The organism is Alphaproteobacteria bacterium (assembly GCA_040905865.1).
Classification (GTDB): domain Bacteria; phylum Pseudomonadota; class Alphaproteobacteria; order UBA8366.
In genome coordinates this window covers 151,740-174,373 of the sequence record JBBDQU010000085.1, presented here as the reverse complement: position 1 = coordinate 174,373, position 22,634 = coordinate 151,740, and the positions used below count along the sequence as shown (strand labels likewise).

23 protein-coding genes and 1 tRNA gene are annotated in these 22,634 nt (G+C 65.7%); 14 read left to right on the top strand and 10 right to left on the bottom strand.

From position 1 onward, the window contains the following. Positions 1–60: 60 nt before the first annotated feature. The 3 genes from WD767_20855 to WD767_20845 are packed head-to-tail and all read right to left on the bottom strand — an operon-like array spanning position 61 to position 2,425. On the bottom strand, positions 61–1,065 hold the full coding sequence (locus WD767_20855; protein ID MEX2618542.1) for an NAD(P)H-dependent glycerol-3-phosphate dehydrogenase: 1,005 nt from the start codon (positions 1,063–1,065) through the stop codon (positions 61–63). Next, complete coding sequence (gene tsaD, locus WD767_20850; protein ID MEX2618541.1) at positions 1,062–2,105, bottom strand: tRNA (adenosine(37)-N6)-threonylcarbamoyltransferase complex transferase subunit TsaD; 1,044 nt, start codon at positions 2,103–2,105, stop codon at positions 1,062–1,064. Before tsaD ends, WD767_20855 begins: the two co-directional genes overlap by 4 nt. Then, positions 2,102–2,425, bottom strand: coding sequence for a hypothetical protein (locus WD767_20845; protein ID MEX2618540.1), 324 nt, complete (start codon positions 2,423–2,425; stop codon positions 2,102–2,104). Before WD767_20845 ends, tsaD begins: the two co-directional genes overlap by 4 nt. Before the next feature lie 140 nt (positions 2,426–2,565). Here WD767_20845 and hemC point away from each other — a divergent pair, with 140 nt between their 5' ends. The 7 genes from hemC (at position 2,566) to WD767_20810 (ending at position 9,300) form a co-directional block, all read left to right on the top strand. Beyond that, the gene (hemC, locus tag WD767_20840) at positions 2,566–3,480 is read left to right on the top strand and encodes a hydroxymethylbilane synthase (protein ID MEX2618539.1); all 915 of its coding nucleotides are present in this window, start codon (positions 2,566–2,568) and stop codon (positions 3,478–3,480) included. Further along, positions 3,480–4,229, top strand: coding sequence for a uroporphyrinogen-III synthase (locus WD767_20835; protein MEX2618538.1), 750 nt, complete (start codon positions 3,480–3,482; stop codon positions 4,227–4,229). Before hemC ends, WD767_20835 begins: the two co-directional genes overlap by 1 nt. Beyond that, the gene (locus tag WD767_20830) at positions 4,226–5,599 is read left to right on the top strand and encodes a mitofilin family membrane protein (GenBank protein ID MEX2618537.1); all 1,374 of its coding nucleotides are present in this window, start codon (positions 4,226–4,228) and stop codon (positions 5,597–5,599) included. The genes WD767_20835 and WD767_20830 overlap by 4 nt, the downstream gene beginning before the upstream one ends. After that, the gene (locus WD767_20825) at positions 5,596–6,999 is read left to right on the top strand and encodes a heme biosynthesis HemY N-terminal domain-containing protein (protein MEX2618536.1); all 1,404 of its coding nucleotides are present in this window, start codon (positions 5,596–5,598) and stop codon (positions 6,997–6,999) included. The genes WD767_20830 and WD767_20825 overlap by 4 nt, the downstream gene beginning before the upstream one ends. Before the next feature lie 295 nt (positions 7,000–7,294). After that, positions 7,295–7,370 (top strand) — tRNA-Thr (locus WD767_20820). Positions 7,371–7,808: 438 nt separating this feature from the next. Further along, positions 7,809–8,288 carry a hypothetical protein gene (locus WD767_20815; protein MEX2618535.1) on the top strand — a complete coding sequence of 160 codons (480 nt, stop codon included), beginning with the start codon at positions 7,809–7,811 and terminating at the stop codon, positions 8,286–8,288. Between the two features lie 19 nt (positions 8,289–8,307). Then, the gene (locus WD767_20810) at positions 8,308–9,300 is read left to right on the top strand and encodes an LLM class flavin-dependent oxidoreductase (protein MEX2618534.1); all 993 of its coding nucleotides are present in this window, start codon (positions 8,308–8,310) and stop codon (positions 9,298–9,300) included. Here WD767_20810 and WD767_20805 read toward each other — a convergent pair. The 6 genes from WD767_20805 to WD767_20780 all read right to left on the bottom strand — a co-directional run bounded on the left by WD767_20805 (position 9,297) and on the right by WD767_20780 (position 14,199). Next, entirely contained in the window at positions 9,297–10,001 is a 705-nt protein-coding gene (locus WD767_20805) for a response regulator transcription factor (protein MEX2618533.1), read from the bottom strand. The genes WD767_20810 and WD767_20805 overlap by 4 nt on opposite strands. Before the next feature lie 125 nt (positions 10,002–10,126). Continuing rightward, entirely contained in the window at positions 10,127–10,894 is a 768-nt protein-coding gene (locus WD767_20800; GenBank protein MEX2618532.1) for a class I SAM-dependent methyltransferase, read from the bottom strand. After that, the gene (locus WD767_20795) at positions 10,891–11,997 is read right to left on the bottom strand and encodes a glycosyltransferase family 4 protein (protein MEX2618531.1); all 1,107 of its coding nucleotides are present in this window, start codon (positions 11,995–11,997) and stop codon (positions 10,891–10,893) included. The genes WD767_20800 and WD767_20795 overlap by 4 nt, the downstream gene beginning before the upstream one ends. Beyond that, on the bottom strand, positions 11,960–12,367 hold the full coding sequence (locus tag WD767_20790) for a 6-carboxytetrahydropterin synthase (GenBank protein MEX2618530.1): 408 nt from the start codon (positions 12,365–12,367) through the stop codon (positions 11,960–11,962). The genes WD767_20795 and WD767_20790 overlap by 38 nt, the downstream gene beginning before the upstream one ends. Before the next feature lie 25 nt (positions 12,368–12,392). Next, positions 12,393–13,346: a zinc-binding alcohol dehydrogenase gene (locus tag WD767_20785; protein ID MEX2618529.1), complete on the bottom strand. Its 954-nt coding sequence runs from the start codon at positions 13,344–13,346 to the stop codon at positions 12,393–12,395. Next, on the bottom strand, positions 13,339–14,199 hold the full coding sequence (locus WD767_20780) for a RibD family protein (GenBank protein MEX2618528.1): 861 nt from the start codon (positions 14,197–14,199) through the stop codon (positions 13,339–13,341). The genes WD767_20785 and WD767_20780 overlap by 8 nt, the downstream gene beginning before the upstream one ends. A 193-nt stretch (positions 14,200–14,392) precedes the next feature. Here WD767_20780 and WD767_20775 point away from each other — a divergent pair, with 193 nt between their 5' ends. The 4 genes from WD767_20775 (at position 14,393) to WD767_20760 (ending at position 18,191) form a co-directional block, all read left to right on the top strand. Continuing rightward, the gene (locus WD767_20775; GenBank protein MEX2618527.1) at positions 14,393–15,184 is read left to right on the top strand and encodes a CDP-alcohol phosphatidyltransferase family protein; all 792 of its coding nucleotides are present in this window, start codon (positions 14,393–14,395) and stop codon (positions 15,182–15,184) included. Positions 15,185–15,189: 5 nt separating this feature from the next. Next, entirely contained in the window at positions 15,190–16,302 is a 1,113-nt protein-coding gene (gene ribA / locus WD767_20770) for a GTP cyclohydrolase II (GenBank protein ID MEX2618526.1), read from the top strand. A gap of 234 nt (positions 16,303–16,536) precedes the next feature. Beyond that, a complete protein-coding gene (locus WD767_20765) occupies positions 16,537–17,622 on the top strand; it encodes a hypothetical protein (GenBank protein MEX2618525.1) in 1,086 nt (361 codons plus the stop codon). 53 nt (positions 17,623–17,675) lie between these two features. Next, positions 17,676–18,191 (top strand): L,D-transpeptidase family protein, encoded by a 516-nt coding sequence (locus tag WD767_20760; protein ID MEX2618524.1) that lies wholly within the window; start codon positions 17,676–17,678, stop codon positions 18,189–18,191. Here the strand turns inward: WD767_20760 and WD767_20755 are convergent. Beyond that, a complete protein-coding gene (locus WD767_20755; GenBank protein ID MEX2618523.1) occupies positions 18,163–18,843 on the bottom strand; it encodes a YggS family pyridoxal phosphate-dependent enzyme in 681 nt (226 codons plus the stop codon). The genes WD767_20760 and WD767_20755 overlap by 29 nt on opposite strands. Positions 18,844–18,973: 130 nt before the next feature. Here WD767_20755 and WD767_20750 point away from each other — a divergent pair, with 130 nt between their 5' ends. The 3 genes from WD767_20750 (at position 18,974) to lptE (ending at position 22,627) form a co-directional block, all read left to right on the top strand. Beyond that, entirely contained in the window at positions 18,974–19,492 is a 519-nt protein-coding gene (locus tag WD767_20750; protein ID MEX2618522.1) for a DUF3576 domain-containing protein, read from the top strand. Positions 19,493–19,557: 65 nt separating this feature from the next. After that, positions 19,558–22,122: a leucine--tRNA ligase gene (gene leuS, locus WD767_20745; GenBank protein MEX2618521.1), complete on the top strand. Its 2,565-nt coding sequence runs from the start codon at positions 19,558–19,560 to the stop codon at positions 22,120–22,122. Continuing rightward, a complete protein-coding gene (lptE, locus tag WD767_20740) occupies positions 22,109–22,627 on the top strand; it encodes an LPS assembly lipoprotein LptE (GenBank protein ID MEX2618520.1) in 519 nt (172 codons plus the stop codon). Before leuS ends, lptE begins: the two co-directional genes overlap by 14 nt. Positions 22,628–22,634 lie beyond the last annotated feature (7 nt).

Genomic DNA, 22,634 nt, shown 5'->3' with positions numbered 1-22,634 from the left:
GTGGATCGCCAAAGGCGATTCCAGCCAATGATCTGATCTAAGCAATCCGCGAGGGTAAGGTCAATCGGCGGCGCCGGTTTCGCGTGTGAAGGGCCGCGACAGCAATGCCTGGATCGTCCTGTCGATTTCCGCGCCGTGATTCACAACCTGGTCGACAGCCTGGCAGATCGGCATTTCCACGCCGAGCCGCGCCGCCAGGGCGACGACAGCGCCGGCGGAAAACACGCCCTCGGTCACGGCGCGCCGTTCGGACAGGATGTCGCGCAGCGCCCGCCCTTCGCCGAGAGCGACGCCCAGCGAAAAATTGCGCGACTGCATGGCGTTGCAGGTCAGCGTCAGGTCGCCCAGTCCCGACAGGCCCATCAGGGTTTCCGCCCGGCCGCCCTTGGCGACGGCAAGGCGCGTGATTTCCGTAAGGCCCCGTGTGATCAGCGCGGCGCGGCCGTTATCGCCCAGCCGTAATCCGGAAATGATGCCGCAACCGATCGCCATCACGTTCTTGACCGCGCCGCCGATTTCCGCCCCGACGGGGTCATTCGACAGATAGGGGCGGAACCGCGCCGTGCCGATCAGGTCGCTCATCCGCGCGGCGATATCCGTGGTCGCGGCGGCAAGCGTCACCGCCGTCGGCAGACCGCGCGCAACTTCCTGCGCAAAGGTCGGGCCCGACAGAACGACCTGTTCGGCCTGCGGCAGCACGTCCGCCAGAACTTCGCTCATCAGGGCCAGCGTACCCTGTTCGACGCCCTTGGCGCAGATCGCCACCAGCGTGCCGGCGCGCAGGTTGGGCGTCATTTCGCGTGCGACGCTGCGCAGGAACTGCGCCGGCACAACCAGCAGCACGGCCGTGGCCCCGGCCATCGCGGCGGAGAGATCTTCCGTGGCGCTTATCCCGCTGACCAGCGGGATATCGGGCAGGTAGTTCGGGTTTTCCGCGCTGGCGTTGATCGCCGCCGCCACGGCCGGATCGCGCGCCCACAGGATCGTTTCATTTTCTGCCCGCCGGGCGACGCAGGCCAGCGCCGTTCCCCAGGCGCCGGCCCCGATGACGGCGATTCGGCTCATGACGCCGCGTTCCGACGCGGTTCGTCCAGTGGCCATCGCGGGCGCGGCGCAAAATTCAGGTCGTCGGTCAGCCCCAGCCGCAACCGTTCGATCCCGGCCCAGGCGATCATGGCGGCGTTATCCGTGCAGAGCGCTGGGGGCGGCGCGACGAAGCGGAACCCGGTCTCACCGGCCAGGGCCGCCAGGCTTTCGCGCAGCGCCGCGTTCGCCGCGACGCCGCCGGCGACGACCAGCGCACCGCCCGTCCCATGTTCGGCCCGGAACCGGTCGATCGCGCGATGCGCCCGGTCGACCAGGACATCCGCAACGGCGGCCTGAAACGAGGCGGCGGCATCCGCGGCGTCCGTGTCGGACACTGTTGCGTCCGGCAGGCTCCGGATCGTGCGGACGACCGCGGTCTTGAGGCCCGAGAAGGAAAAATCGCAGTCGTCGCGGCCGCGCATCGGCCGGGGAAAGGCGAACCGGGCGGCGTTTCCGCGCCGGGCGGCCCGTTCCACCGCCGGCCCGCCGGGATAGGGCAGGCCGAGCAGTTTGGCGGTCTTGTCGAAAGCTTCGCCGACGGCGTCGTCGAGCGTTCCGCCATATCGCGTGTATTGTCCGGGGCCGTTGACCGACAGCAGTTCGCAATGGCCGCCGGACACCAGCAGCAGCAGGTAGGGAAACGGCAACCCGTCGGTCAGCCGCGCCGTCAACGCATGGCCTTCCAGGTGATTGACCGCCACCAGCGGCAGGCCGTGGACGAGCGCGATGGATTTCGCCGTCATCATACCGACCAGCACGCCGCCGATCAGCCCCGGCCCGCCTGTCGCGGCGATACCATCGAGGTCGGAAAACCCGACGCCTGCCTGGTCCATCGCCCGTTGCACGATGCCATCGATATGATCGAGGTGGCTGCGCGCGGCAATTTCCGGAACGACGCCGCCATAGGGCCGGTGTTCGTCGATCTGCGAAAACACGACGCTGGACAGAATGCGGCGGTCTTCGCTGACCACGGAGGCGGCGGTTTCGTCGCAGGATGATTCAATACCGAGAACGATCATGATGGGGGCCCTTTTACCGTGCGGCAGGCCTGCCAGTCCATGGGCCTGCCGTCCCGTTCCGCCGCAAACCGCTCGGCCAGAAGCCTGCCGACATCGTAACCCCGCAGGACCAGTTCCCGTTCCGCGGCGGAGCCCTTCTCCCTGGCATTGAGATAGCCGGCGCCGATATATTTGCGCGAGGCCTCGAGGTCGCCCAGAAACCGCCGGTGCTGGTTCAGCAATTGCTCGTCCGTGAAGACAGGCGGGTTTTTCGCCGCTTTGACGGCGACCAGCAGGCAAAGGATGAAGATAATGGTGATGGCAGCAATCGTCAGCGCCATGCCGGAAAGGCCCGCTATCTGTTCGGTGATCGGTGACGGGCGGTTTGTAACATGCCCCGTGCGGCATGTCCCTTGCCGGCTTGCGCCCGTGGCGCCGAAAAGCGCTTTGAGGCCGGCCGCGAAGCGGGTACAGAAGGCGCATGACGCAGATACTGAAAATCGGGACGCGCGGGTCGCCGCTGGCGCTGGTGCAGGCAAATGACGTGCGGGATCGCCTGCTGGCGGCGCACAAGGGACTTCAGGTCGATATCGTCGTCATTCGGACGACGGGAGACCAGGTTCAGGACCGTCCCCTGGCGGAAATCGGCGGCAAGGGCCTTTTTACCAAGGAAATCGAGGAGGCGCTGTTCAGCGGCGATATCGACCTCGCGGTGCATTCGATGAAGGACGTCGAAACGCGGCTGCCGGACGGGCTCGGCATCTCCACGATCCTGCCGCGCGAAGACCCGCGCGACGCCTTCATTTCATTGCGGGCGCCGACGCTGGCCGAACTGCCCGCCGGCGCGATTGTCGGAACCTCCTCTCTGCGCCGCAAGGCGCAGGTTAAGTACCTGCGGCCCGACCTGGACGTCGTGCCGCTGCGGGGCAATGTCCAGACCCGGCTGGACAAACTGCATTCCGGTGACGTGGATGCGACCTTCCTGGCCTATGCCGGGCTGCGGCGGCTGGGTATGGCCGATGTCGCGACCCATCTGATGGATCCGGCGGAAATGCTGCCGGCGGTCGCGCAGGGGGCTGTCGGCATCGAAGTCCGGATCAACGATTCCGTCGTCCAGGCGTATCTGTTGCCGCTGAACGACGGGGAGACGGCGCGCCGGGTCCTGGCGGAACGGGCGATGCTGGCCGAGCTGGATGGATCCTGCCGCACGCCCATCGCGGCGCTGGCGGAATTCACCGGGCCGGATACGCTCCGGCTTCGCGGCCTTGTCGCCAGCCCTGACGGGACCACCGTGCACGAGGTCACCCGCGACGGTCCGGCGGCGACGGCGGAGGCAATGGGGGTCGACGCGGGACGGTCGTTGCGCGATCATATGGGGCCCGATTTTTTTGGCTGATGTTGACTGTTTTCAGCCGGGAGGACGCTATTCGCGCGCTCGTAACCAGACCGCTGGAAGATTCGGCCGCCCTTGTCGGCGCACTGGAAGGCCGCGGCATTGAGGTCTTTATCTGTCCGATGCTGTCGATCGTTCTGAATCGCGGGCCTGAACCCGATCTCGCGGGCGTTCAGGCCGTTCTCTTTACTTCGGCAAACGGGGTCCGCGCCTTCGCGAAGGTGGCGCCGCGCCGCGACCTGCCGGTCTTCGCGGTTGGCGACAGGACATCGGCGGCCGCCCGGGAAGCCGGATTCAGCACGGTTGAAAGCGCCGGCGGCGATGTCGACAGCCTGGTGCGGCTGGTGCGCGACAGGTGCACACCGGATTCAGGCGCGTTGCTGCATCCCGCGGGATCGGATGTGGCGGGCGATCTGGCTGGCCGGCTGGGAGCGGCGGGTTTTGCAGTTCGGCGGGCGGTCCTTTACCATGCGCAGGCGGCTACCGCGTTCAGTCCGGAGGTCGCGCTGGCGCTTTCGCAGCACCTGATCGATCTGGCATTGTTGTATTCGCCCCGGTCGGCGGCAACCTTCGTGTCCCTGGCCAGGCGCGCCGGACTTGAAAAGGCCTGTGAAAGGCTAGAGATACTCTGTTTGAGCAAGGCTGTTGCTGAAGCGGCCGATCCGATCATGTGGCGGCGGGTCATGATTGCGCCCCGTCCGGTACAAGACGCCCTTCTGGACACACTCGACGAAAGACTCCACAGGCAATGACCGACAACAGCGATACGTTTGACCAGGACGACCCGTTTCCCGATGCGGCGTCCATCATAGATGCCTTTGGCGGCGTGCGCCCCATGGCGTCAACGCTCGGCGTCGCCGCGACGACGATCCAGGGCTGGAAGAGCCGGGGCAGCGTCCCGCCGCCGCGGCGGCAGGAAGTCCGCGACGCGGCGGCGGCGGCCGGGATCGACCTGGACAACCTGCCGGAGTCGACCGGTGCCGCGGCGCCGACGGAAACGGAAGCGGTGTCGCAAGCCGCTGCTGCAGAACCGGGCGAACAATCCGTGGCCGCCGATTCACCGCCGGAGCCCGCCGCACCGCAGAAGCGCGGCGGCCAGGCTATCGCCTGGCTGGCCCTGATAGTCGCCGCCGGCGCGGGCATCGCGCTGGCAACGCAGCCGAAATGGGCGCCGCTGGTTTACGGACCGTCGTCGCAGGCGGTTCCGGAGGATGTTTTCACACGGCTGGACGCGCTGGAGGCCGAACCGCCCGGTCCCTCGCTCGGCCCCGTCACGGCGCGGCTCGATTCACTGGAGGCAGCGCTTAACGCGTTACCGACCGACAGCGGGCCGGCGCCTGAACTTTCGGCGCAGCTGGATCGACTGTCGCAGGACCTGGCGCAAGGCATCGCGAAGACGGAGCAGCTGGCGGCGCGTATCGGTGAATCGGAACGCAGCATCGCGGAAGTACGGGGCGATTCCCTGGCGGCATCTGAATCAATGAAGGCGGATATCGCCGCATTGAAGGCGGATTTCGCCGCTTTGCGCGAGGAGGTATCGACCCTCACCGGCAAAGTGACGGCATTGGACGCACGGGAAGCCGCGGTTGCGGGACGGACGACCGGGCTGGCGCTTGCCGTCGTATCGCTGGAGCGGGCAGTACTCGACGGCGCGCCCTTTGCCGGGTTGTTGACGGCAATCGAACGGCTGGCGGATGACGATCCGGTTGTGGCGTCGTCGATAGCGGTCCTGGCGCCGGATGCCGCGACGGGCATCCCGTCCGCGGCGACCCTGATCAAGCGGTTCGATGCGGTTGCGGCGACGCTCGGCGAGCCGCTTTGGGCGGAGACCGGCACCGGCTGGGTCGACCGGATGCTCCAGAAAGTCGACTCGGTTATCGCCGTACGGCGTATCGAGGACAGCGCGGGGAATATCCTGCCGGCGCGACAGGCGGAACTGGCCGTCGCGCGCGGCGACCTGCAGGCCGCCGTCGATGCGCTGGCGGATGCGACGGGTGCGGCCGCCGACTGGGTCCGGGATGCGAAGCGCCATATCGCGGCGGAAAGGGCGGTCGCGGCCCTGCGGGTTCATGCCGTTGAAATGCTGGGCAAGGGTATGGCCGAGTCGGGTGCGCCGCAATGATCCGCGCCGCATTCATCTTCGTCCTGATCGGTTGTTTCGTGTGGCTGGCGGTCTGGTTCGCGGGGAACCCGGGTTATGTGGATATCCGGATTGCCGGGCTGCAGATCAGGACACAGGCCGGAATTTTCGTGCTGGGACTCGTGGTCGTCATCGTCGTGGCGGCGGTGCTGTACCGGCTGTGGCGGTTCATCCGGTACGTTCCTGGCGGGTTGCTGGATCACCGACGGGCCGGCCGTCGCCAGCGCGGCTATCAGGCGCTGACGCAGGGCATGGTCGCCGTCGCCGCCGGCGATGCGGATGAAGCAAAGAAATTCGCCCGCAAGGCCGATGTACTGCTGAAGGAGCCGCCATTGACGATGCTGCTGTCGGCGCAGGCGGCGCAGCTGGAAGGCGACGAGGGCGCCGCCCGGCGGTATTTCGAGGAAATGTTGAAGAAGCCGGATATGGCGTTTCTCGGCCTGCGCGGGCTGCTCATGCAGGCAGTGCGGCGGGACGACAGGGGCGAGGCGCTGCGGCTCGCGGAGCGGGCGTTCCAGTTGCGGCCCGATACCCCCTGGGTGCTCACCCGCCTGTTCAGCCTGCAGGTCGCCGCCGGGAAATGGTCGGAAGCGAACGATACCACGCAACGGGCAGTCCGCGCCGGCGTCATCACACAGGATGCCGGCCGGCGGCGCCGGGCGGTGCTTGCCGTCGCGCTGAGCGATGCGGCCGCAAGAGCCGGCGATTCCGCCACTGCACTGAAACAGGCGCGCGTGGCGCATGACCTGGCGCCGGATCTGGTTGCCGCGACGGTCGTGTATATGCGTTGCCTGGCGGCGGCTGGAAAGATGCGGCGGGCGGTGAAACTGACCGAATCCGCCTGGGCGCTGGAACCGCATCCGGATATCGCCGCGGCCTATAAGGGGCTCGGCGGCGAAGACGAACCCCCGCTGGCACGCGTCAAGCGGTTCCAGCGGCTCTGCAGTATTCGGCCGGACCGTCCCGAAAGCCATTACGCCCTGGCCGAGGTCTCGCTGGCGGCGGATCTGTGGGGCGAGGCGCGCCGGCATCTGGAAACGGCAGCCGGCGACCGTCCGACCGCGCGCCACTGCCGTCTGATGGCGGAACTCGAGGAAAGGGAAACCGGCAATCTGGAAGTGACCCGCCACTGGCTAGACCGGGCGGTCTCCGCGCCGCCGGGCGAGGCATGGTATTGTTCGGAATGCGGCGCCGTCGCCGGTGCATGGGCGCCGTGCTGCGACAACTGCAGCAGCTTCGACAGCCTGAAATGGACTCTGCCGCCGGGCGCAGGCACCTTGCAGATTGCGCCGCCGGATAATGCGCCAACAGCGGCCGCTGCCGCACTGCCGGGAAAACTCAGCCCTGTCAGCCCGGCGACGTTGCCGGCCCGGCAACATTAGCGGCAAACCAGCCGCACGTTCGTGCCGCCATCCGCGCCGCCCGGTCCTGGCACAGCCTACACACAGAAAAAGGGCCGGCATCTTGTAATCTGCCGGCCCCAGGATAAGGGAGGAGAGAGAGCAACAGTGTGTGAACTGTTGAGCCGAAGTTTATCCGGCATTCGCGGATCGCGCAGTGACGGTAGTCACAAGCGCCGTTTTATTACCCGAGGACGGCTGCATCCCCGATTCCGGTCCGGCATGCGCCTGCGGGCTTGCGTTGTTGATCGACCCGGCCTATTTTGCGCGCCGATATGCCGCGTTAGCTCAGCTGGTAGAGCATCGCATTCGTAATGCGGGGGTCGGGTGTTCAAGTCACCCACGCGGCACCATTTTCCCAGTCCCCTTATTGGAACCCGGCCGGAGCGGCGGCGCTTTGATTGCGCTGGTCTTATGCGCGCGGCCATCCCGGCAAGAAAATTTTTTGCGGCGGGTCATTCCGGGAATTCTGAAGGTTCCGGTATACGGCCCCCGACGATTTATCGCGAGCCGAATGCGTTGCAGGACACCGCCGGATTCTTCAACGCCTTTACAAAGGTTTCTGCTGCGGATCAGGTTGCCTGTCCTGCTTCGCCATATTGTGTACCAAGCCTAACCAAGCACATGTAACACCTAAAAGTTGTCACACGCCACGCCCGAAATAGCACCTTACCGGCCAACCTGACCGTTTGTCGCCAGGTGTCTGGCCACGACGTCCTTTGCCAGACTGCGGCCCTTCCGTTTACAGTCCATCCCGCGGCGCGGTTGGACGAATATTCTGGGAGGGGTCGGTGGATTCGGAAGTGCTGGCGCGGGCGCTGCATGTGCTGGCGGTCGTGGTGTGGATCGGCGGCGTTGCCATGGAGACGCTGGCGGTCCTGCCGGCGCTGCGCCGCATGAAGGATCCGCATGCGGCGGGCCGGATGTTCGAGGATATCGAGCAACGCTTCGCGCCCTGGGCGCGGCTGGCGGTATTGCTGGCCGGGGCGACGGGTTTCTACATGTTGCACGTGCTGGACGCCTGGTCCCGCTATGCGCAGATCCAGTACTGGTGGATCCATGCCATGACCGCCATCTGGATCCTGTTTACGCTGGTGCTGTTCGTCCTGGAGCCGCTGTTTCTGCATGAATGGTTTCGCCGCCGCCTTGACCGGGACCCGGAAGGGACGCTGGCATCCCTGGCGCGGCTGCACTGGCTGCTGCTGTCGGTCAGCCTGGTGACGGTGCTGGGGGCGATTGCCGGCGCGCATGGCGTGCCGTTTTTTGAATGACGGGCAGGGGGACAGGTCGGTGAAATTCGGTATATTCGGCGGCGCGCGGTCGGCGCCCGGGATTGAGGACGGTTACCGCGAAGGCTATGACGCCTATATCGATTCGGTTATCGAAGCCGAGGATCTCGGCTTTTACAGCAGTTTTCTGGTGGAACACCATTTCAGCGGCATGGGGCAGGTGTCGGCCTCGCTGAACCTGCTGTCCTATCTGGCCGCAAAGACATCGGTCATCCGGCTCGGCACCGCCGTGGTTGTCCTGCCCTGGCACAACCCGGTGCTCGTGGCCGAACAGGCGGCGACGCTGGACCTGCTGTCCCGGGGGCGCTTCGATTTCGGCGTCGGCAAGGGTTATCGCCACAACGAATTCGCCGGGTTCTGCATTCCCATCGCGGAATCGACCGAGCGGTTCGAAGAGGCAATGACCGTCATCCGCAAGGCCTGGACCACGCAGGGCCGGTTTTCCCACCACGGCAAGCGCTGGCATTACGAGGATATCGTCCTGGAACCCGAGCCCGTGCAGCGGCCCCACCCGCCGCTATGGCTCGCCGCCGGGCGGCCGGAATCGCTGCGGTATGCGGCGCGCGAGCATTACAACCTGTTCCTCGACCAGTTCCAGACGCTGGAGGTCATATTCGAACGCTTGCGGATTTTTCGGGACGCGCTGGCGGCGGCGGGCCGGACCTACGACCCGCTGGGTGTCGGCGTGGCGCGGGGGCTGATGATCGCGGATACGGACGCCGCGCGCGAAGCCGCCATTGGCCAGCGCATCAAACAGCTGGAGGTAATGAATGCCTTCGGCCAGACGGCGGACGGCAGGGAGAAATCCAGCATGGTTTCGGATTCCGACCTGCGCAAGGCCGCCGTCGACGGCGTCTTGCTGGGCGCGCCGGACGCCATCGTCGAACGGCTGAAGCTTATGGAGGCGCAGGGCGTGGGATATGTGCTGCTGTCGTCGCGCGATCAGGAATCGCTGCGCCGCTTCGCCCGCGACGTGATGCCCGCCTTCGGTTAAGGCACCAGCCGGTAGCCGCCGGGTTCGGTCACCAGGATAACCGCATTGGACGGATCTGCCTCGATCTTCTGGCGCAGGCGGTAGACGTGGGTTTCCAGCGTATGCGTGGTCACACCGGCGTTATAGCCCCAGACCTCTCCCAGCAGCGTATCCCGGTCGACCGCCTTCGCGCCGGAACGGAACAGGTATTTCAGGATCGAGGTCTCCTTCTCGGTCAGGCGGACCTTCTTCTGCGACGCCTCATCCAGCAGCAGCTTGCCGCTGGGCTGGAACGTATAGGGGCCGATTGAAAAAACCGCGTCCTCGCTCTGTTCATGCTGGCGCAACTGGGCGCGCAGACGGGCGAGCAGCACGCCGAGCCGGAAGGGCTTGGTGATGTAGTCGTTGGCGCCGGCGTCGAGCCCGAGGATCGTATCCGCATCGGTATCCGCGCCCGTTAGCATGATGATCGGCACCTTGACACCGGCCCGCCGCATCAGCCGGCAGGCCTCGCGACCATCCATGTCCGGCAGGCCGACATCGAGCAGCACCGCGTCCAGATAGAGGTTTTTGACCTCTTCCAGCGCGTCGCGCGCCGTTCCGGAAACGACGGTCTCGAACTCCTCATGCAGCTGCAGCTGTTCGCACAGCGATTCACACAATACGGCGTCGTCATCCACGATGAGGATTTTCTTGCTGGCCACGGTACCCCCGATAGTCATGCCGCCCCGCCATGAGCAGCGGGTGCGCCAGTATATTATAGCATGTATCGGCGTGGCGTTTTGCCGCTGCGGGTTCAATTCATATAAATTGTTGTTGATCGCCCGGCAGGCAAGAGCGGTCGGCGTTATTGCGGCATCGCCAGCAGGTCCCGATGACCGACGGTGAGGCGCAGAATTCCCTTGTCCAGCGCCGCATGCCGCCGCGACCGCCAGCCGGACGCACCGTCGTAACCGGTGACCGCCGCCGCGATCCCGTCGATCATCGCCGCCGCGAGCGCCGGGTAATCGGGCCCCAGCCGCCAGGGCGTATCGGCCTGACGTACGGCAAATCCGGCGCTGGCCACGCGGGTCGCCATGGCGGCCGGCGCCGCCAGCCCCATGGCCGGTCCGAATCCCTTGTCGCGTCGCATATCGGCGGCAAACCGGTGTTCCACCGCCGGGTCGTCCGGATCGGCCGGCGCCCAGCAATGCCCGTCGCTCGCCGTCAGCGCCGCCAGCAGCGGGCGGGACCCCAGCAGCGCCACAAAGCGGGAGAACCAGTCTTCGGATACCAGATCGAACAATGCCGAGGCGCTGACGGCGTCGATGCCCGCAAGATCGATCGTGGCCGGATCGGCGGCGAAATCGAGCACCCGGCGGTCGAACACCGGCAGCGCGGCCCGGTCCAGCAGGGTTGGGTCCCCGTCGACAAGCACCCAGTCGATCCGCATGCCGCGCTTTTCGGCGCGGGTATTCAGGTACCGGGCGTTCGATCCCGTGCCCGCCCCCAGATCCATGATCCGGGGCCGGGGCGGCAGGCCATCGAGGAACGCATCGGCCAGCGCGGCGGACCGGGCGGCGATATCCGCGGGTTCGCGCAGCGCCAGCCAGTCAGCATCGAATCCTTCGGTCATGGCGTATTATGCGCCGGGACGAGTCCGAGCGCCTGAGTGAACTGCCGCGCCGCCGCCGGCCAGTCGGGCAACCGCGACCCGGCCGCCCGCGCGCCCGCGGCCTTTTCCGCGCGCAACGCCGGATCCGCGATCATCCGCGTCAGCGCCGCGACGAGGGCGTCGTGATCGCCGACCGGCACGATAATCCCGGCCATTGGCGGCACGGTGTCACGTACCGCGCCGTCGCCACTGGCGATCACCGGCAGGCCATGCGCCAGCGCTTCGGCAAAGGCCATGCCGTAGCCTTCGAGCGCGGAGGCCAGCACGAAAATATCCGCCGCGTCATAGGCCGCCGCCAACGCCGCCGCGTCCGCTTCGCCATGCAGCACGACCCGGTCGGCGAAACTCCGTGCCGCGATTTCGGTGCGAATGGCCGCCGTGACCGCCGGGTCGCGGTCCGCCGCGCCGAGGCAATCGAGCCGCCAGTCCAGTCCGGCGCAGTCCGCAAGGGCGGAAATCAACCGTATATGGCCTTTCCGGGCGATCAGGGTAGCGACGCAGAGCAGCCGCACCGGGCCGCCGTTCGAGCCCGTTGCCCGCGGGGCCGGGTCGGTGCCCGGCAGGACGGTGGCGAGCCGGTCCGCCGCGACATCGTAACCGGCCAGCATCCGGGCCGTCGCGGGGCTGGTCGTGATAATGCCGCCGACGTCGCGCAGCATGGCGCGTTCCAGCGCGAAAAGGGCGTCACGGGTACCGTCGTCGAGGCCGGATTCCGCCGCCAGCGGGTGATGGATCAGCGCCGTCAGCCGCAGCCGGTCCCGGTGATCCGACAGGGATTCCGCGAAGCCTGGCAGGGCGAGTCCGTCGATGACTATCCGTGTGCCGTCGGGCGCCGCGTGGAGAACGGAGTCGGCTGCTGATTTCGCAACCGGGTCGCATACCGGAAAGCGGCCGGGAAGCTCCACCAGCGTGACCGGCTGGCCGATTGCCCGCATACCGTCGATGATGCGCCGGTCGTACAGGGTGCCGCCGGTGCGTTGCTCGATCGAACCGGGAACAACGAAGATCAGCGATGCGCCATCCATATCAGCCCTGCAGCGGTGCGTCGTATCCGGCCCAGGCATCGGGATTTTCCCGCAGGACCACGCCCAGCGAAACGATTGTTTCATGCGCGTCGCCATCCAGCCGGCCGGCGCGGATGCCGCCGGCATAGCGGTCATGGATTTCCTTCGCCAGGACCTCGGTGGTGGAATTCCGGCCCGCGAATTCAGGCAGATCGTCCAGATTTCTGTACGCGTACGTTTCCAGTATTTCGCCGAGCAGCGTCGTTGCGCGGCCGATATCCGCGACAATCCCGTTTTCATCCAGTTTCGCGCGGCGCAGGGTCACCTCAATAACGAATGTTGCCCCGTGCAGTCGCTGGGCGGGGCCGAAGACCGCGCCTTTCAGGGAGTGGGCGATCATGACACTGTCGCGGACGGTAATGCTGAACATATTGAATTCCTGTCGTTTTTGAATATTACGGGTATGTTACGACGTGGCAGAGCGTGTCGCCGGGATTTTCCGCGAGCCGCGCCATGGTTTGCGGCAGATCCGCGAAAGCCGAGGTCTCGCTGAGCAGACAGTCGAAGGCCGGATCGCGCAGCAGTTCCAGCCCGAGCGCCATACGGTCGCGATGCGTACGGCGCGCGCGCCGGCTGGTCGCGACATGTCCGACCTGGCTGGACCGCAGGGTCAGCCGACGCGAATGAAACGCTTCGCCCAATGGCGCCGGCACCATCCGGTCGCCATACCAGCTCATTTCCAGCACCGTGGCCTCGAACCCCGCCAGGCCCAGCGCCGTTGTCAGCCCGGCCGGCGCGCCGCTGGCGTGCACCACGATGTCGCGGTCGCCGGCCGCCGTGGCGGGGGCGGCGAAACCGACGCCGAGTTTCGCCGCGATACCGGCCCGCGCCGGGTTGATATCGACCAGTTCGACCGACACGCCCGGCAGGCGCGCCGACAGGGCGGCGACGAAACAGCCGACGACACCGCCGCCGACCACCGCGATTCGGTCGCCGATGCGCGGCCCCGCATCCCACATCGCGTTGACCGCCGTTTCCATATTGGCGGCAAGCACGGCGCGGCCGTCCGGCACGTCATCGGGCACCGGGACCACCATTTCCGCCGGCACGATATAGCGGTCCTGATGCGGATGCAGGCAGAATACGCGCGTGCCGTCGCGTTCCAGCGCCCCGACCGACGCATAGCCGTATTTCACCGGCCCCGGAAAATCGCCGGCCTGAAACGGGCAGCGCATGACACTGTACTGACTTTCCGGCACCCGGCCCTGAAACACCAGCGCCTCCGTGCCCCGGCTGATGCCGCTGGCCAGCGCCCGAACCGCGACTTCGCCCGGTCCGGCGTCGCGACCGGGCGCCGTTCGGATTTCGCCCCGGCCCGGAGCCGCGACCCAGAAGGCGCGCTCATTCATGAAAACGGCATTCGAACATGACATCCTCGCCAAGGTCGAAACGGCGCGTCACGGGCCGCAGCCCCTCCGCCAGGCTGGTCACTTCCGGCAGCACGATGGCGGGCCGGCCCGATCCGATGATGAGCGGCGAAACCGTCACCTGCAACCGGTCGAGGCATTCCGCCTTGAGAAACCGCGACACGGTCACGCCGCCGCCTTCGATATACAGCCGTTGCAGCCCGCGCCCGGCCAGCGTGGCGCGAATCGCGTGTGGTGAGAGGCTTTCCGAATCCCGGGCGACGGGAACGATTTCCGCCGCGCCGTGGCGTGCGCTTCCATTCACCCGGTCCGGCGCGCAAAGCAGCAATGTCGGCGTGGCCTCATCCTGGAAAAGGCCCAGCGCCACCGGCAGGCGCCGTTCCGTATCGATCACGACACGGACGGGATTTTCCCCCTCGCATTCCCGCACCGTCAGTTGGGGGTCGTCATGCATCGCTGTTCCCGCGCCGACGATGATCGCGTCGAACAGGGCGCGCATGCGGTGGTTGTGCAGGATATCCGCCGAGCCGGTGACATAATGAGACGCGCCGTTTTCAGCCGCGATGCGCCCGTCGAGGCTTTGCCCCAGATGGCCGACCGTGAAGGAGCCCTGCGGCAGGCACAATGGCAGGTACAGCCGGAACAGCATGGCAACGGGTTCCGGCAGGCCGCCGTCGATCGTCACCGTGCCGTGCCGGTCGACGGCGGCCAGTTCCTTTGCGGTTGCGGGGTTCGCGCCGGAATAAACGGTCAGCGACTCAGATGTCTGATTTACGGTCCATGTCTTGCCGGCGGCGCAGGGTACCGCGCGACGGGACCGCCTTACGAAGGCCAAAATGACGCCCCAGGCTTCGTTTTCGGTAATTTTCGTATCCTTCCAACAACTCCGGCGCGACCCCCAAATCGCAAGGAAAACCAGTGCCCAAAACGGTGTTTCTGATTTCTCTTTACAGTTTCGCTACCGTTTTACTGTAGGCGACCATATATGAAGTACGACGGGACTTGAACGTCTATTGTGGACCGCAACAATGTATCGTGACCGACTGACGGCTTCCGGAAACCGCTGGCTACGCGTTTCCGCCATCGCCAACGATGCCCGCCTGATGGTCGCCCTTACGGCGCTGCCCGTCATTCTGCTGGGCGCCGCCGTACTGCCGACCTGGGATACCTTTATACTGACACTGGCGATGTACGGGCTGGCGGCAATCGCGCTGATGTTCTGCGCCGCGCGGGCGGGCCAGATGCTGCGGTTCGGCCACGCCAACCGCGTGACCTGGATCCGCGTGGCCCTGACCGTTATCGTCGCCGGAGCTCTGGCCGGAACCGACACCCCGACCCTCGTAAACTGGTGGGTTATCGCGGCGCTGGCGGGGGTCGCCCTGGCGCTGGACGGAATTGACGGGTATCTGGCGCGCCGCTACGCCGCGTGCACGACCTTCGGCGCCCGGTTCGACATGGAAACCGACGCAGCGCTGATTCTGGTGTTAAGCCTTCTGATCGGGCTCTCCGATAAAACGGGCCTGTGGATTCTCGCGGTCGGCGCATTGCGCTATATATTCGTCGCGGCGGGCTGGATCTGGCCAAGACTGACCCGCCCGCTGCCCTATAGCGCCTTCCGGCGCGCCGTTTGCGCGATTCAGGTCGGCGCGCTGGTGATATGCCTGCTTCCCGTGGTGACAAGCAACGCCGCGACCGTTATAGGCGGTATCGCCCTCACAATGCTGTGCTTGTCCTTTGGGCGGGACACATTATGGTTGGCTGCCGGGCCCGATCCCGAAGCCGGTCGGACCGCCGAACAGCAATACAAAGGTAACCGTTAAATCAGATGCCGCGTAATACCGAATCAATCTTTTCCGCACCCGTTTCCCTTCCCGGCGTAAACGCCATCAGCCGCGTGATCGGCGACCTGCGGCGGGGCCGGCCCGTCGTCCTGCGCGGCGGCAAGCTCGCGCTGCTCGTCGCGGCGGCGGAGTTCGGCATCGATCCCGCCATGTTGCGCGGGCTGAGCGGAAACGCGGTTTCCTGCGTGACGACCGCCCTGCGCGCAATCGCGCTCGGCCTCGACCCGATGGAGGCCAGGGCTGTTTCCATCATGCCGGCCGGCGGCCTGACAATCGCCAGCACGACCGAAATCGCCGGCGCGACGCTGAACAGCACGCGACCGGTCGTCACGATTTCGTCGTTCGGGCAGCCCCTGCAGGAATCCGCCGTCGATCTGATGAAATTTGCGCGGCTGCTGCCCACGGCGCTGACAACGGCGATTACCGGTGACGCGGCGGCTTTTGCGGCGCAGCATGATTTCCTGACCGCCGGCGCCGAGGATGTCGAGGGATACCGCTATGCCGCCGCCGAGCTGTCACTGTCCGAAATTGCCGCCGATATTCCCCTGGAAGGCGCCGAAAACGCCAGGTTCATCGCGTTCCGGCCGGCCGATGGCGGCAAGACCCACGTCGCCATCGTCATCGGCAATCCGGATCCTGCGGAGCCGGTCCTGACGCGGCTGCATTCGGAATGCTTTACCGGGGACCTTCTGGGCAGCCTGCGCTGCGACTGCGGCGACCAGCTGCGCGGCGCGGTGGATGCCATTGCCGCGGATGGCGGCGGGCTGCTGCTGTACCTGGCGCAGGAAGGCCGCGGTATCGGACTGGCCAACAAGCTGCGCGCCTACCGCCTGCAGGACAGCGGGTTCGATACCATCGACGCGAACGAGGAACTGGGCTTCGGCGCCGATGAACGGGTCTACGGGCCGGCGGCGGGCATGCTGCACCGGCTCGGCTTCAGCCGCATCCGGCTGATGACCAACAATCCCGCCAAGGTGTCGGCGCTGGCGGAACATGGCATCGAGGTCATCGACCGCGTGACCCATACGTTTCCGGCAAACGGCCATAACGAGCATTACCTCCAGACCAAGGCGGCGCGAAGCGGCCACCTGTTTTAGATCAGACCGTGGATTGCTGGAACCGGCACCGGCGATCCGCAAACCATGTGACTCTGATTGACCTTATGGAAAGGCGGCGCCCCTTCGCGCCTGACCGGCAGAACTCTCCGGCGAAGCGGGCAATATTTGCCAGCGGGCGGCGGCGGGCGGCGCGAAAGCTTCTGAAAACCCCGGTATCCGGGCATTCCCGCCATGGCATCGTGCTTGCACACGATTCCGGGTGGAGGAGTTTCCATGGTCGATGCCGTCATCTCGGGCGCCAGCCCGGCGTCCATTCCCGCCGCGAAACCGCCGCTGGCCAGCAATGGCAGGCCGCAGCAATTCTACGCGGACGGGTCCGCCGTACCCGATGTGATCGCCTATCATCACCGCCCGGAAGACCTCGGCATCGAAGGCATCATATCGCTGCCCGAGGCGAATCCGGAAGATTCCAGCTTCTTCGGCGAAGACGGCCTGACCTTCGGCGATTTTCTCGACATCATTAATCCGCTCCAGCATATCCCGATCGTCTCGACGATTTACCGCGCGCTTACCGGGGATGAGATTGCGCCCGGCGCCCGTATTGCCGGCGGCGCACTGTTCGGCGGCCCCATCGGCGCCGGCATCGCCATCGTCAACGCGGCCGTGGAAGCGTCGACCGGCGAGGATATCGGGGAAACGGTTCTTGCGGCGCTGACCGGTTCCGGTACCGCCGATGAGTCCGTGGCCGTCGCTGCCGCCGGCGCGGTTACGCCGGCCGGCGCAACCGTCAGCGCGCTGACGGCGGCGAATCCGGGTCCGGCGCTGCCCGCGTCGCCTTTACCGCCGGATACAACGCTGGCGCTGGCGCTGGCCCGAACCGCACCCGCCGCACACAACGCCGGGCGGCCGGAAACCGCGCCACCGCAGGCCGCTGCAATCACGCCTGCCGCAAGCCGCAAACCGTTCGGCGGCATGGGGGCGCTGCCCTTCACGCAGTTGCAGAACCAGACGGAAGACCCGGTCGGCGCTATTCTGCAAGCCCGCGCCGCCGTACCGGCCGCCGGACCGATCGCGGGCCTTGGCGGCATGGTGCAGACGCCCCTGGGACGGCAGGCGCCTGTTCCGAATATCAGTTCACGGCTGGCCGACAAACTGACCGCGCTGTCGGCGCAAACGGCGCCGCCGGACCGGATCGATAAAAAGCCGGATGAAAAAGAGGACAATCCGTTCGAGAATCGGGAAACCTCGGTAGCGACGCAGGACAGGCAGATCGTGCCGCCGGCCCTGATTCCACAGAACATGCTGGAGACGCTCGACCGGTACCGGCAGATGAAGCAGGCGGAGGTTTCGCCCGGTTGAGGCAGTCGCGCACAGCATTCCCCGAAATATCGGGATTGCGGTAGAGTATCCCCATGGATTTAAAGGTAATGGCGGACGGCACCCTGCAGGCCGGCGCGGCGCGTTTGCGATGTGCGCTGGGGCGGTCGGGCATCCGCGACGCAAAGACCGAAGGCGACGGCGCCACGCCGCGTGGCTGTTACGCGCTGCGGCGGGTCCTGTACCGGGCGGACCGGCTCCCGCCGCCGGAAACCGGTCTCGCGCTCGCGGCCATCGCCCCGCAGGACGGGTGGTGCGACGCGCCGGACGATCCGGCCTATAACCGGCCGGTAACGCTGCCCTATCCCGCCAGCGCGGAATCCCTGTGGCGGGATGACGGGCTGTACGATGTGGTCGTTGTTCTGGGTCACAACGACGATCCGCCCGTCGCCGGAAAGGGCAGCGCCATTTTCATGCATGTCGCCAGACCCGGATACGCCCCGACGGAAGGTTGCGTCGCGCTGGCGATTGACGACCTGCTGGACGTCCTGCGCCGATGCGGGCCCGGCGACAGAGTCTGTATCAGTGCGCCGGCCGGGTCCCGAAAATAGCCGTTCCGACTCGCACCAGGGTCGCACCGAAGGCAATCGCGATCCTGTAATCCGCGGACATGCCCATGCTGAGCCCCTTGAGATCATGACGTTTGGCGATCTCGCGCAGCAGGGCGAAATGCAGCGACGGTTCCTCGTCAAGCGGGGGGATGCACATCAGCCCTTCGACAGGCAGGCCGAATTCATCCCGGCATTGCGCAATAAAACTGTCGGCGTCTTCCGGCAGAATGCCCGACTTCTGGGGTTCGGCGCCGGTATTCACCTGGATATAGCAGGGCAATTGCCGGCCGCTGCGGTCGAATTCCCGCGCCAGGGCCTGCGCCAGGCGCGAACGGTCCACGGTTTCGATCGCATCGAACAGGGCGACGGCCTGCCGGACCTTGTTGGTCTGCAGCGGCCCGATCAGATGGATCCGCGCATCGGGGAATGCCGCTTTCAGTTCCGGCCATTTTTCCGCTGCCTCCTGCACACGGTTTTCGCCGAACACGCGATGGCCCGCGGCCAGTATGGCGCGCGACCGTTCGGCGGGGTGCCCCTTGCCGACGGCGACGAGCGTGACCGAAGCGGGATCGCGCGCGGCTTCCCGCGCGGCCTCGGCTATTTCGCGTCGGACATCGCTCAGCATGGCGGCGAAATCGATCGATTCAGTCATGTCCCGTAATCCTCCTGGCGGTGCGGCTGCCGGATTTTGGTTCGCGGTGGCAAGGAACCCGTTGCACGACATCCTGTGTATAACGACATTATGCTGGATATGACCCCGGATATTCAGGCATAAATCGTTCATGATAACATCTCTTTTGAAAATTGCGGCCGTTCTGGCCATCGCGTTGTCCCTGACCGCCTGCGAGAGTATCGGCCTCGTGCCCGATCCGCCGCCCCCGCCCGAGAATCCCGGCCCGTCCTCGGGAGCCAATGGCGGGTTGATCGAGACCCTGTTTGGCGGCAGCGACGCCGGCGCTGCCGGCGGCGGTAGTGGAATTGCGGTAAACAGCTTCCTCTGGCGCGCGTCACTCGATACGATGTCGTTCATGCCGCTCAGTTCGGCGGACCCGTTCGGCGGCGTCATCATCACCGACTGGTATTCGCCCCCCGAAGCGCCGAACGAGCGCGTCAAGGTGAACATCTATATCCTCGACCGGCAGCTCCGCGCCGACGGATTGCGGATTTCGGTCTTCCGCCAGATGCTGTCGAGCAACCAGTGGCAGGAAGCGGCGGTGGACCCGGAAACGGTCCAGGATCTGGAGAATGCGATCCTGAAGCGTGCGCGGGAATTACGGATCACCAATAACCGCAGCAATTGACGCCGGGTGCAAATCCGCCCTGCGGCGCCGCCAGCGGATCGCCGGTTAAGGAAAAACAGCAGACCATGAGTCGTTACAACGTCAGGGAAAACGAAGCCAAATGGCAGCGCGTTTGGCAGGACCGGCGCGTTTTCGAAGTTTCCGAAGACTCCCGCCGGGAAAAATATTATGTTCTTGAAATGTTCCCGTACCCGTCGGGCCGGATTCATATGGGCCATGTCCGCAATTACACGATGGGCGATGTAACCGCGCGGTTCAAGCGCGCGCAGGGATACAACGTCCTGCATCCGATGGGCTGGGATTCATTCGGGCTTCCGGCGGAAAACGCCGCATTCGAGAACAACGTCCATCCGGCCAAATGGACGCGCGAGAACGTCGCCGCCATGCGCGATCAGCTCAAATCGATGGGGCTGTCGATCGACTGGAGCCGCGAAATCTCAACCTGCGAGCCGGAATACTACGCCTGGGAACAGAAGATGTTCCTCGACTTCCTGCAGGCCGGCCTGGCCTACCGCAAGGAATCCTGGGTTAACTGGGACCCGGTCGAAGACACCGTTCTGGCCAATGAACAGGTCATCGACGGTCGCGGCTGGCGCTCGGGCGCGGAGGTCCAGAAGAAGCTTCTGTCGCAATGGTTCTTCAGGATCACCGATTTTGCCGACGACCTGCTGGAAGGGATCGGAACGCTGGACCGCTGGCCGGAAAAGGTCCGGCTGATGCAGACCAACTGGATCAACCGTTCGGAAGGGGCGAAGGTGTTCTTCGCGCTGGACGGACGCACCGACCGGCTGGAGGTTTTCACCACGCGGCCCGATACGCTGTTCGGCGCGTCGTTCTGCGCCCTGTCGCCCAACCATCCGCTGGCCGTGGAATGCGGCGCGAACGACCCGGCACTGGCGGAATTCCTTGCCGAATGCGGGCGCATGGGCACCAGCGAGGCGGCCCTGGAATCGGCGGAAAAGAAGGGTTACGACACCGGATTGCGCGCCAGGCACCCGTTCAGGGACGGTGTGACCCTGCCGGTCTATGTGGCGAACTTCGTGCTGATGGAATACGGCGCCGGCGCCATTTTCGGCTGCCCGGCCCATGACCAGCGCGACCTGGATTTCGCCCGGAAATACGGTCTGCCGGTGGTCCCGGTCGTCTGTCCGCGGGACGCCGACCCCGCGAGTTTCGCGATTGGCGACGAAGCCTATGTCGATGACGGCACGCTGATCAATTCCGGCTTCCTGGACGGCATGGACGTCAAAACAGCGTTGTCGACCGCCGTCCGCACTCTCGTGGAACAGGGCGATGGCGAAGGGACGGTGAATTACCGGTTGCGCGACTGGGGCGTTTCCCGGCAACGCTACTGGGGCTGTCCCGTTCCCGTGATTCACTGTCCGGATTGCGGTATCGTTCCCGTACCCGCAAGGGATCTGCCCGTGACATTGCCGGAGGATGTGACCTTCGACGCGCCGGGCAATCCGCTGGACCGGCACCCCACCTGGAAACATGTGAACTGCCCGGCCTGCGGCGCCGCCGCGACGCGCGAGACGGATACCTTCGACACCTTCGTCGAATCCTCCTGGTATTTCGCGCGGTTCTGCGGGCCGGTCGCCGATGCGCCCTTTCCCCGCGCGGCGGTCGATTACTGGCTGCCCGTCGATCAGTATATCGGCGGGGTCGAGCATGCGGTCCTGCACCTGCTCTATGCCCGGTTCTTTACCCGGGCGTTGCGAAAGTGCGGTTATCTGGGCGTGGACGAGCCTTTTGCCGGGCTGTTTACCCAGGGCATGGTGTGCCACGAAACCTACCGTAGCGAGAAGGGCGGCTGGTTGTTCCCCGATCAGGTGTCGGCGGACGCGGATGGCCGCATGGTCGACGTTGGCTCGGGCGCGCCCGTCACTGTCGGGCGGTCCGAGAAGATGAGCAAATCACGGCGCAACGTCGTCGATCCGGAAGTCATCCTGGAGACCTATGGCGCGGATTCCGGCCGGCTTTTCATGATGTCCGACAGTCCGCCGGAGCGCGACCTGGAATGGACCGAGGCCGGCATCGAAGGCGCCTGGCGTTACGTCAACCGGGTCTGGCGCCTGATCGTCAGCCCCGATGCCCCCGTCGCGCCACGGGGCGCGGTTCGGCCCGCAACCCTGGATGAAGCCGCCGCAAAGATGGAGCGGATTATCCATCGCTCGATTTCGGAAGTAACCGATTCGCTGGAACAGTTCCGGTTCAATCGCGCCGTGGCGCTGGTCCGTGAACTCACCAATGCCCTGGGCGATTTCAACGGCGATGCGCCGGGCCATGACTGGGTTCGGCGTTTCGGGTTCGAAACGACCGTTCAGTTGCTCGGCCCGATGATGCCGCATCTGACGGAGGAATTGTGGCAGGAACTGGGATATTCTCAACTGCTGGCGGATACGCCCTGGCCCCGGGCAGACCCGTCGATGCTGGTCGAGGATACGATCACCATTGCCGTACAGGTCATGGGCAAGCTTCGTGGCACGATCGACATGCCGCGGGACGCGGACAAGGCGCTGGTGGAGAAATCGGCGCTCGCGCTGGAGCAGGTTCAGAAGATCACCAATGGGGTTACACCGAAGCGGATAATCGTCGTGCCGAACAAGGTCGTCAATGTGGTCGTCTGACCGCTATTCGGCACGTGGCGGCGCCCTGCTTGTCGCCCTCGCGTTGCTGGCGGGCTGCGGGTTTCAGCCGTTGTACGGAACCACAGCCTCGAGTGGCGGCGTGACCGAACAGTACCAGCAGATTCACGTGGATCCGATCCCCGACCGGATCGGACAGCAGATCCGCAATTTCCTGCTCGACCGGCTGAACCCCTACGGGCAACCCGCGCGCCCGGCATACCGTCTGACCGTCGAACCAACCATATCCATTACGGAACTCGGCATCAAACGGGATGAAACGGCAACTCGGGCGCTGCTGCTGCTGCATGTGCGGTATTCCCTGCTTGAATCCGCCACGGATCGGGAACTGTTCGCCGCTTCGGCGCGATCGACAAACAGTTTCAATATCGTGGATTCGGAATTTGCGACGAAGAGCGCCGAAAACGACGCTCTTGAGCGCGCCGCGCGCGAGGTCAGCGAGGCGATCCGAATCCGTCTCGGGATATTCTTCAAGACAGGCGAATAGACGGGAG

Excerpts from the sequence above, each read along its gene's own strand:
- WD767_20855 (MEX2618542.1), bottom strand. The coding sequence starts at position 1,065 with ATGAGCCGAATCGCCGTCATCGGGGCCGGCGCCTGGGGAACGGCGCTG.
- tsaD (MEX2618541.1), bottom strand. The coding sequence starts at position 2,105 with ATGATCGTTCTCGGTATTGAATCATCCTGCGACGAAACCGCCGCCTCC.
- WD767_20845 (MEX2618540.1), bottom strand. The coding sequence starts at position 2,425 with ATGGCGCTGACGATTGCTGCCATCACCATTATCTTCATCCTTTGCCTG.
- hemC (MEX2618539.1), top strand. The coding sequence starts at position 2,566 with ATGACGCAGATACTGAAAATCGGGACGCGCGGGTCGCCGCTGGCGCTG.
- WD767_20835 (MEX2618538.1), top strand. The coding sequence starts at position 3,480 with ATGTTGACTGTTTTCAGCCGGGAGGACGCTATTCGCGCGCTCGTAACC.
- WD767_20830 (MEX2618537.1), top strand. The coding sequence starts at position 4,226 with ATGACCGACAACAGCGATACGTTTGACCAGGACGACCCGTTTCCCGAT.
- WD767_20825 (MEX2618536.1), top strand. The coding sequence starts at position 5,596 with ATGATCCGCGCCGCATTCATCTTCGTCCTGATCGGTTGTTTCGTGTGG.
- WD767_20805 (MEX2618533.1), bottom strand. The coding sequence starts at position 10,001 with ATGACTATCGGGGGTACCGTGGCCAGCAAGAAAATCCTCATCGTGGAT.
- WD767_20800 (MEX2618532.1), bottom strand. The coding sequence starts at position 10,894 with ATGACCGAAGGATTCGATGCTGACTGGCTGGCGCTGCGCGAACCCGCG.
- WD767_20795 (MEX2618531.1), bottom strand. The coding sequence starts at position 11,997 with ATGCCTGGGCCGGATACGACGCACCGCTGCAGGGCTGATATGGATGGC.
- WD767_20790 (MEX2618530.1), bottom strand. The coding sequence starts at position 12,367 with ATGTTCAGCATTACCGTCCGCGACAGTGTCATGATCGCCCACTCCCTG.
- WD767_20785 (MEX2618529.1), bottom strand. The coding sequence starts at position 13,346 with ATGAATGAGCGCGCCTTCTGGGTCGCGGCTCCGGGCCGGGGCGAAATC.
- WD767_20775 (MEX2618527.1), top strand. The coding sequence starts at position 14,393 with ATGTATCGTGACCGACTGACGGCTTCCGGAAACCGCTGGCTACGCGTT.
- ribA (MEX2618526.1), top strand. The coding sequence starts at position 15,190 with ATGCCGCGTAATACCGAATCAATCTTTTCCGCACCCGTTTCCCTTCCC.
- WD767_20765 (MEX2618525.1), top strand. The coding sequence starts at position 16,537 with ATGGTCGATGCCGTCATCTCGGGCGCCAGCCCGGCGTCCATTCCCGCC.
- WD767_20760 (MEX2618524.1), top strand. The coding sequence starts at position 17,676 with ATGGATTTAAAGGTAATGGCGGACGGCACCCTGCAGGCCGGCGCGGCG.
- WD767_20755 (MEX2618523.1), bottom strand. The coding sequence starts at position 18,843 with ATGACTGAATCGATCGATTTCGCCGCCATGCTGAGCGATGTCCGACGC.
- WD767_20750 (MEX2618522.1), top strand. The coding sequence starts at position 18,974 with ATGATAACATCTCTTTTGAAAATTGCGGCCGTTCTGGCCATCGCGTTG.
- leuS (MEX2618521.1), top strand. The coding sequence starts at position 19,558 with ATGAGTCGTTACAACGTCAGGGAAAACGAAGCCAAATGGCAGCGCGTT.
- lptE (MEX2618520.1), top strand. The coding sequence starts at position 22,109 with ATGTGGTCGTCTGACCGCTATTCGGCACGTGGCGGCGCCCTGCTTGTC.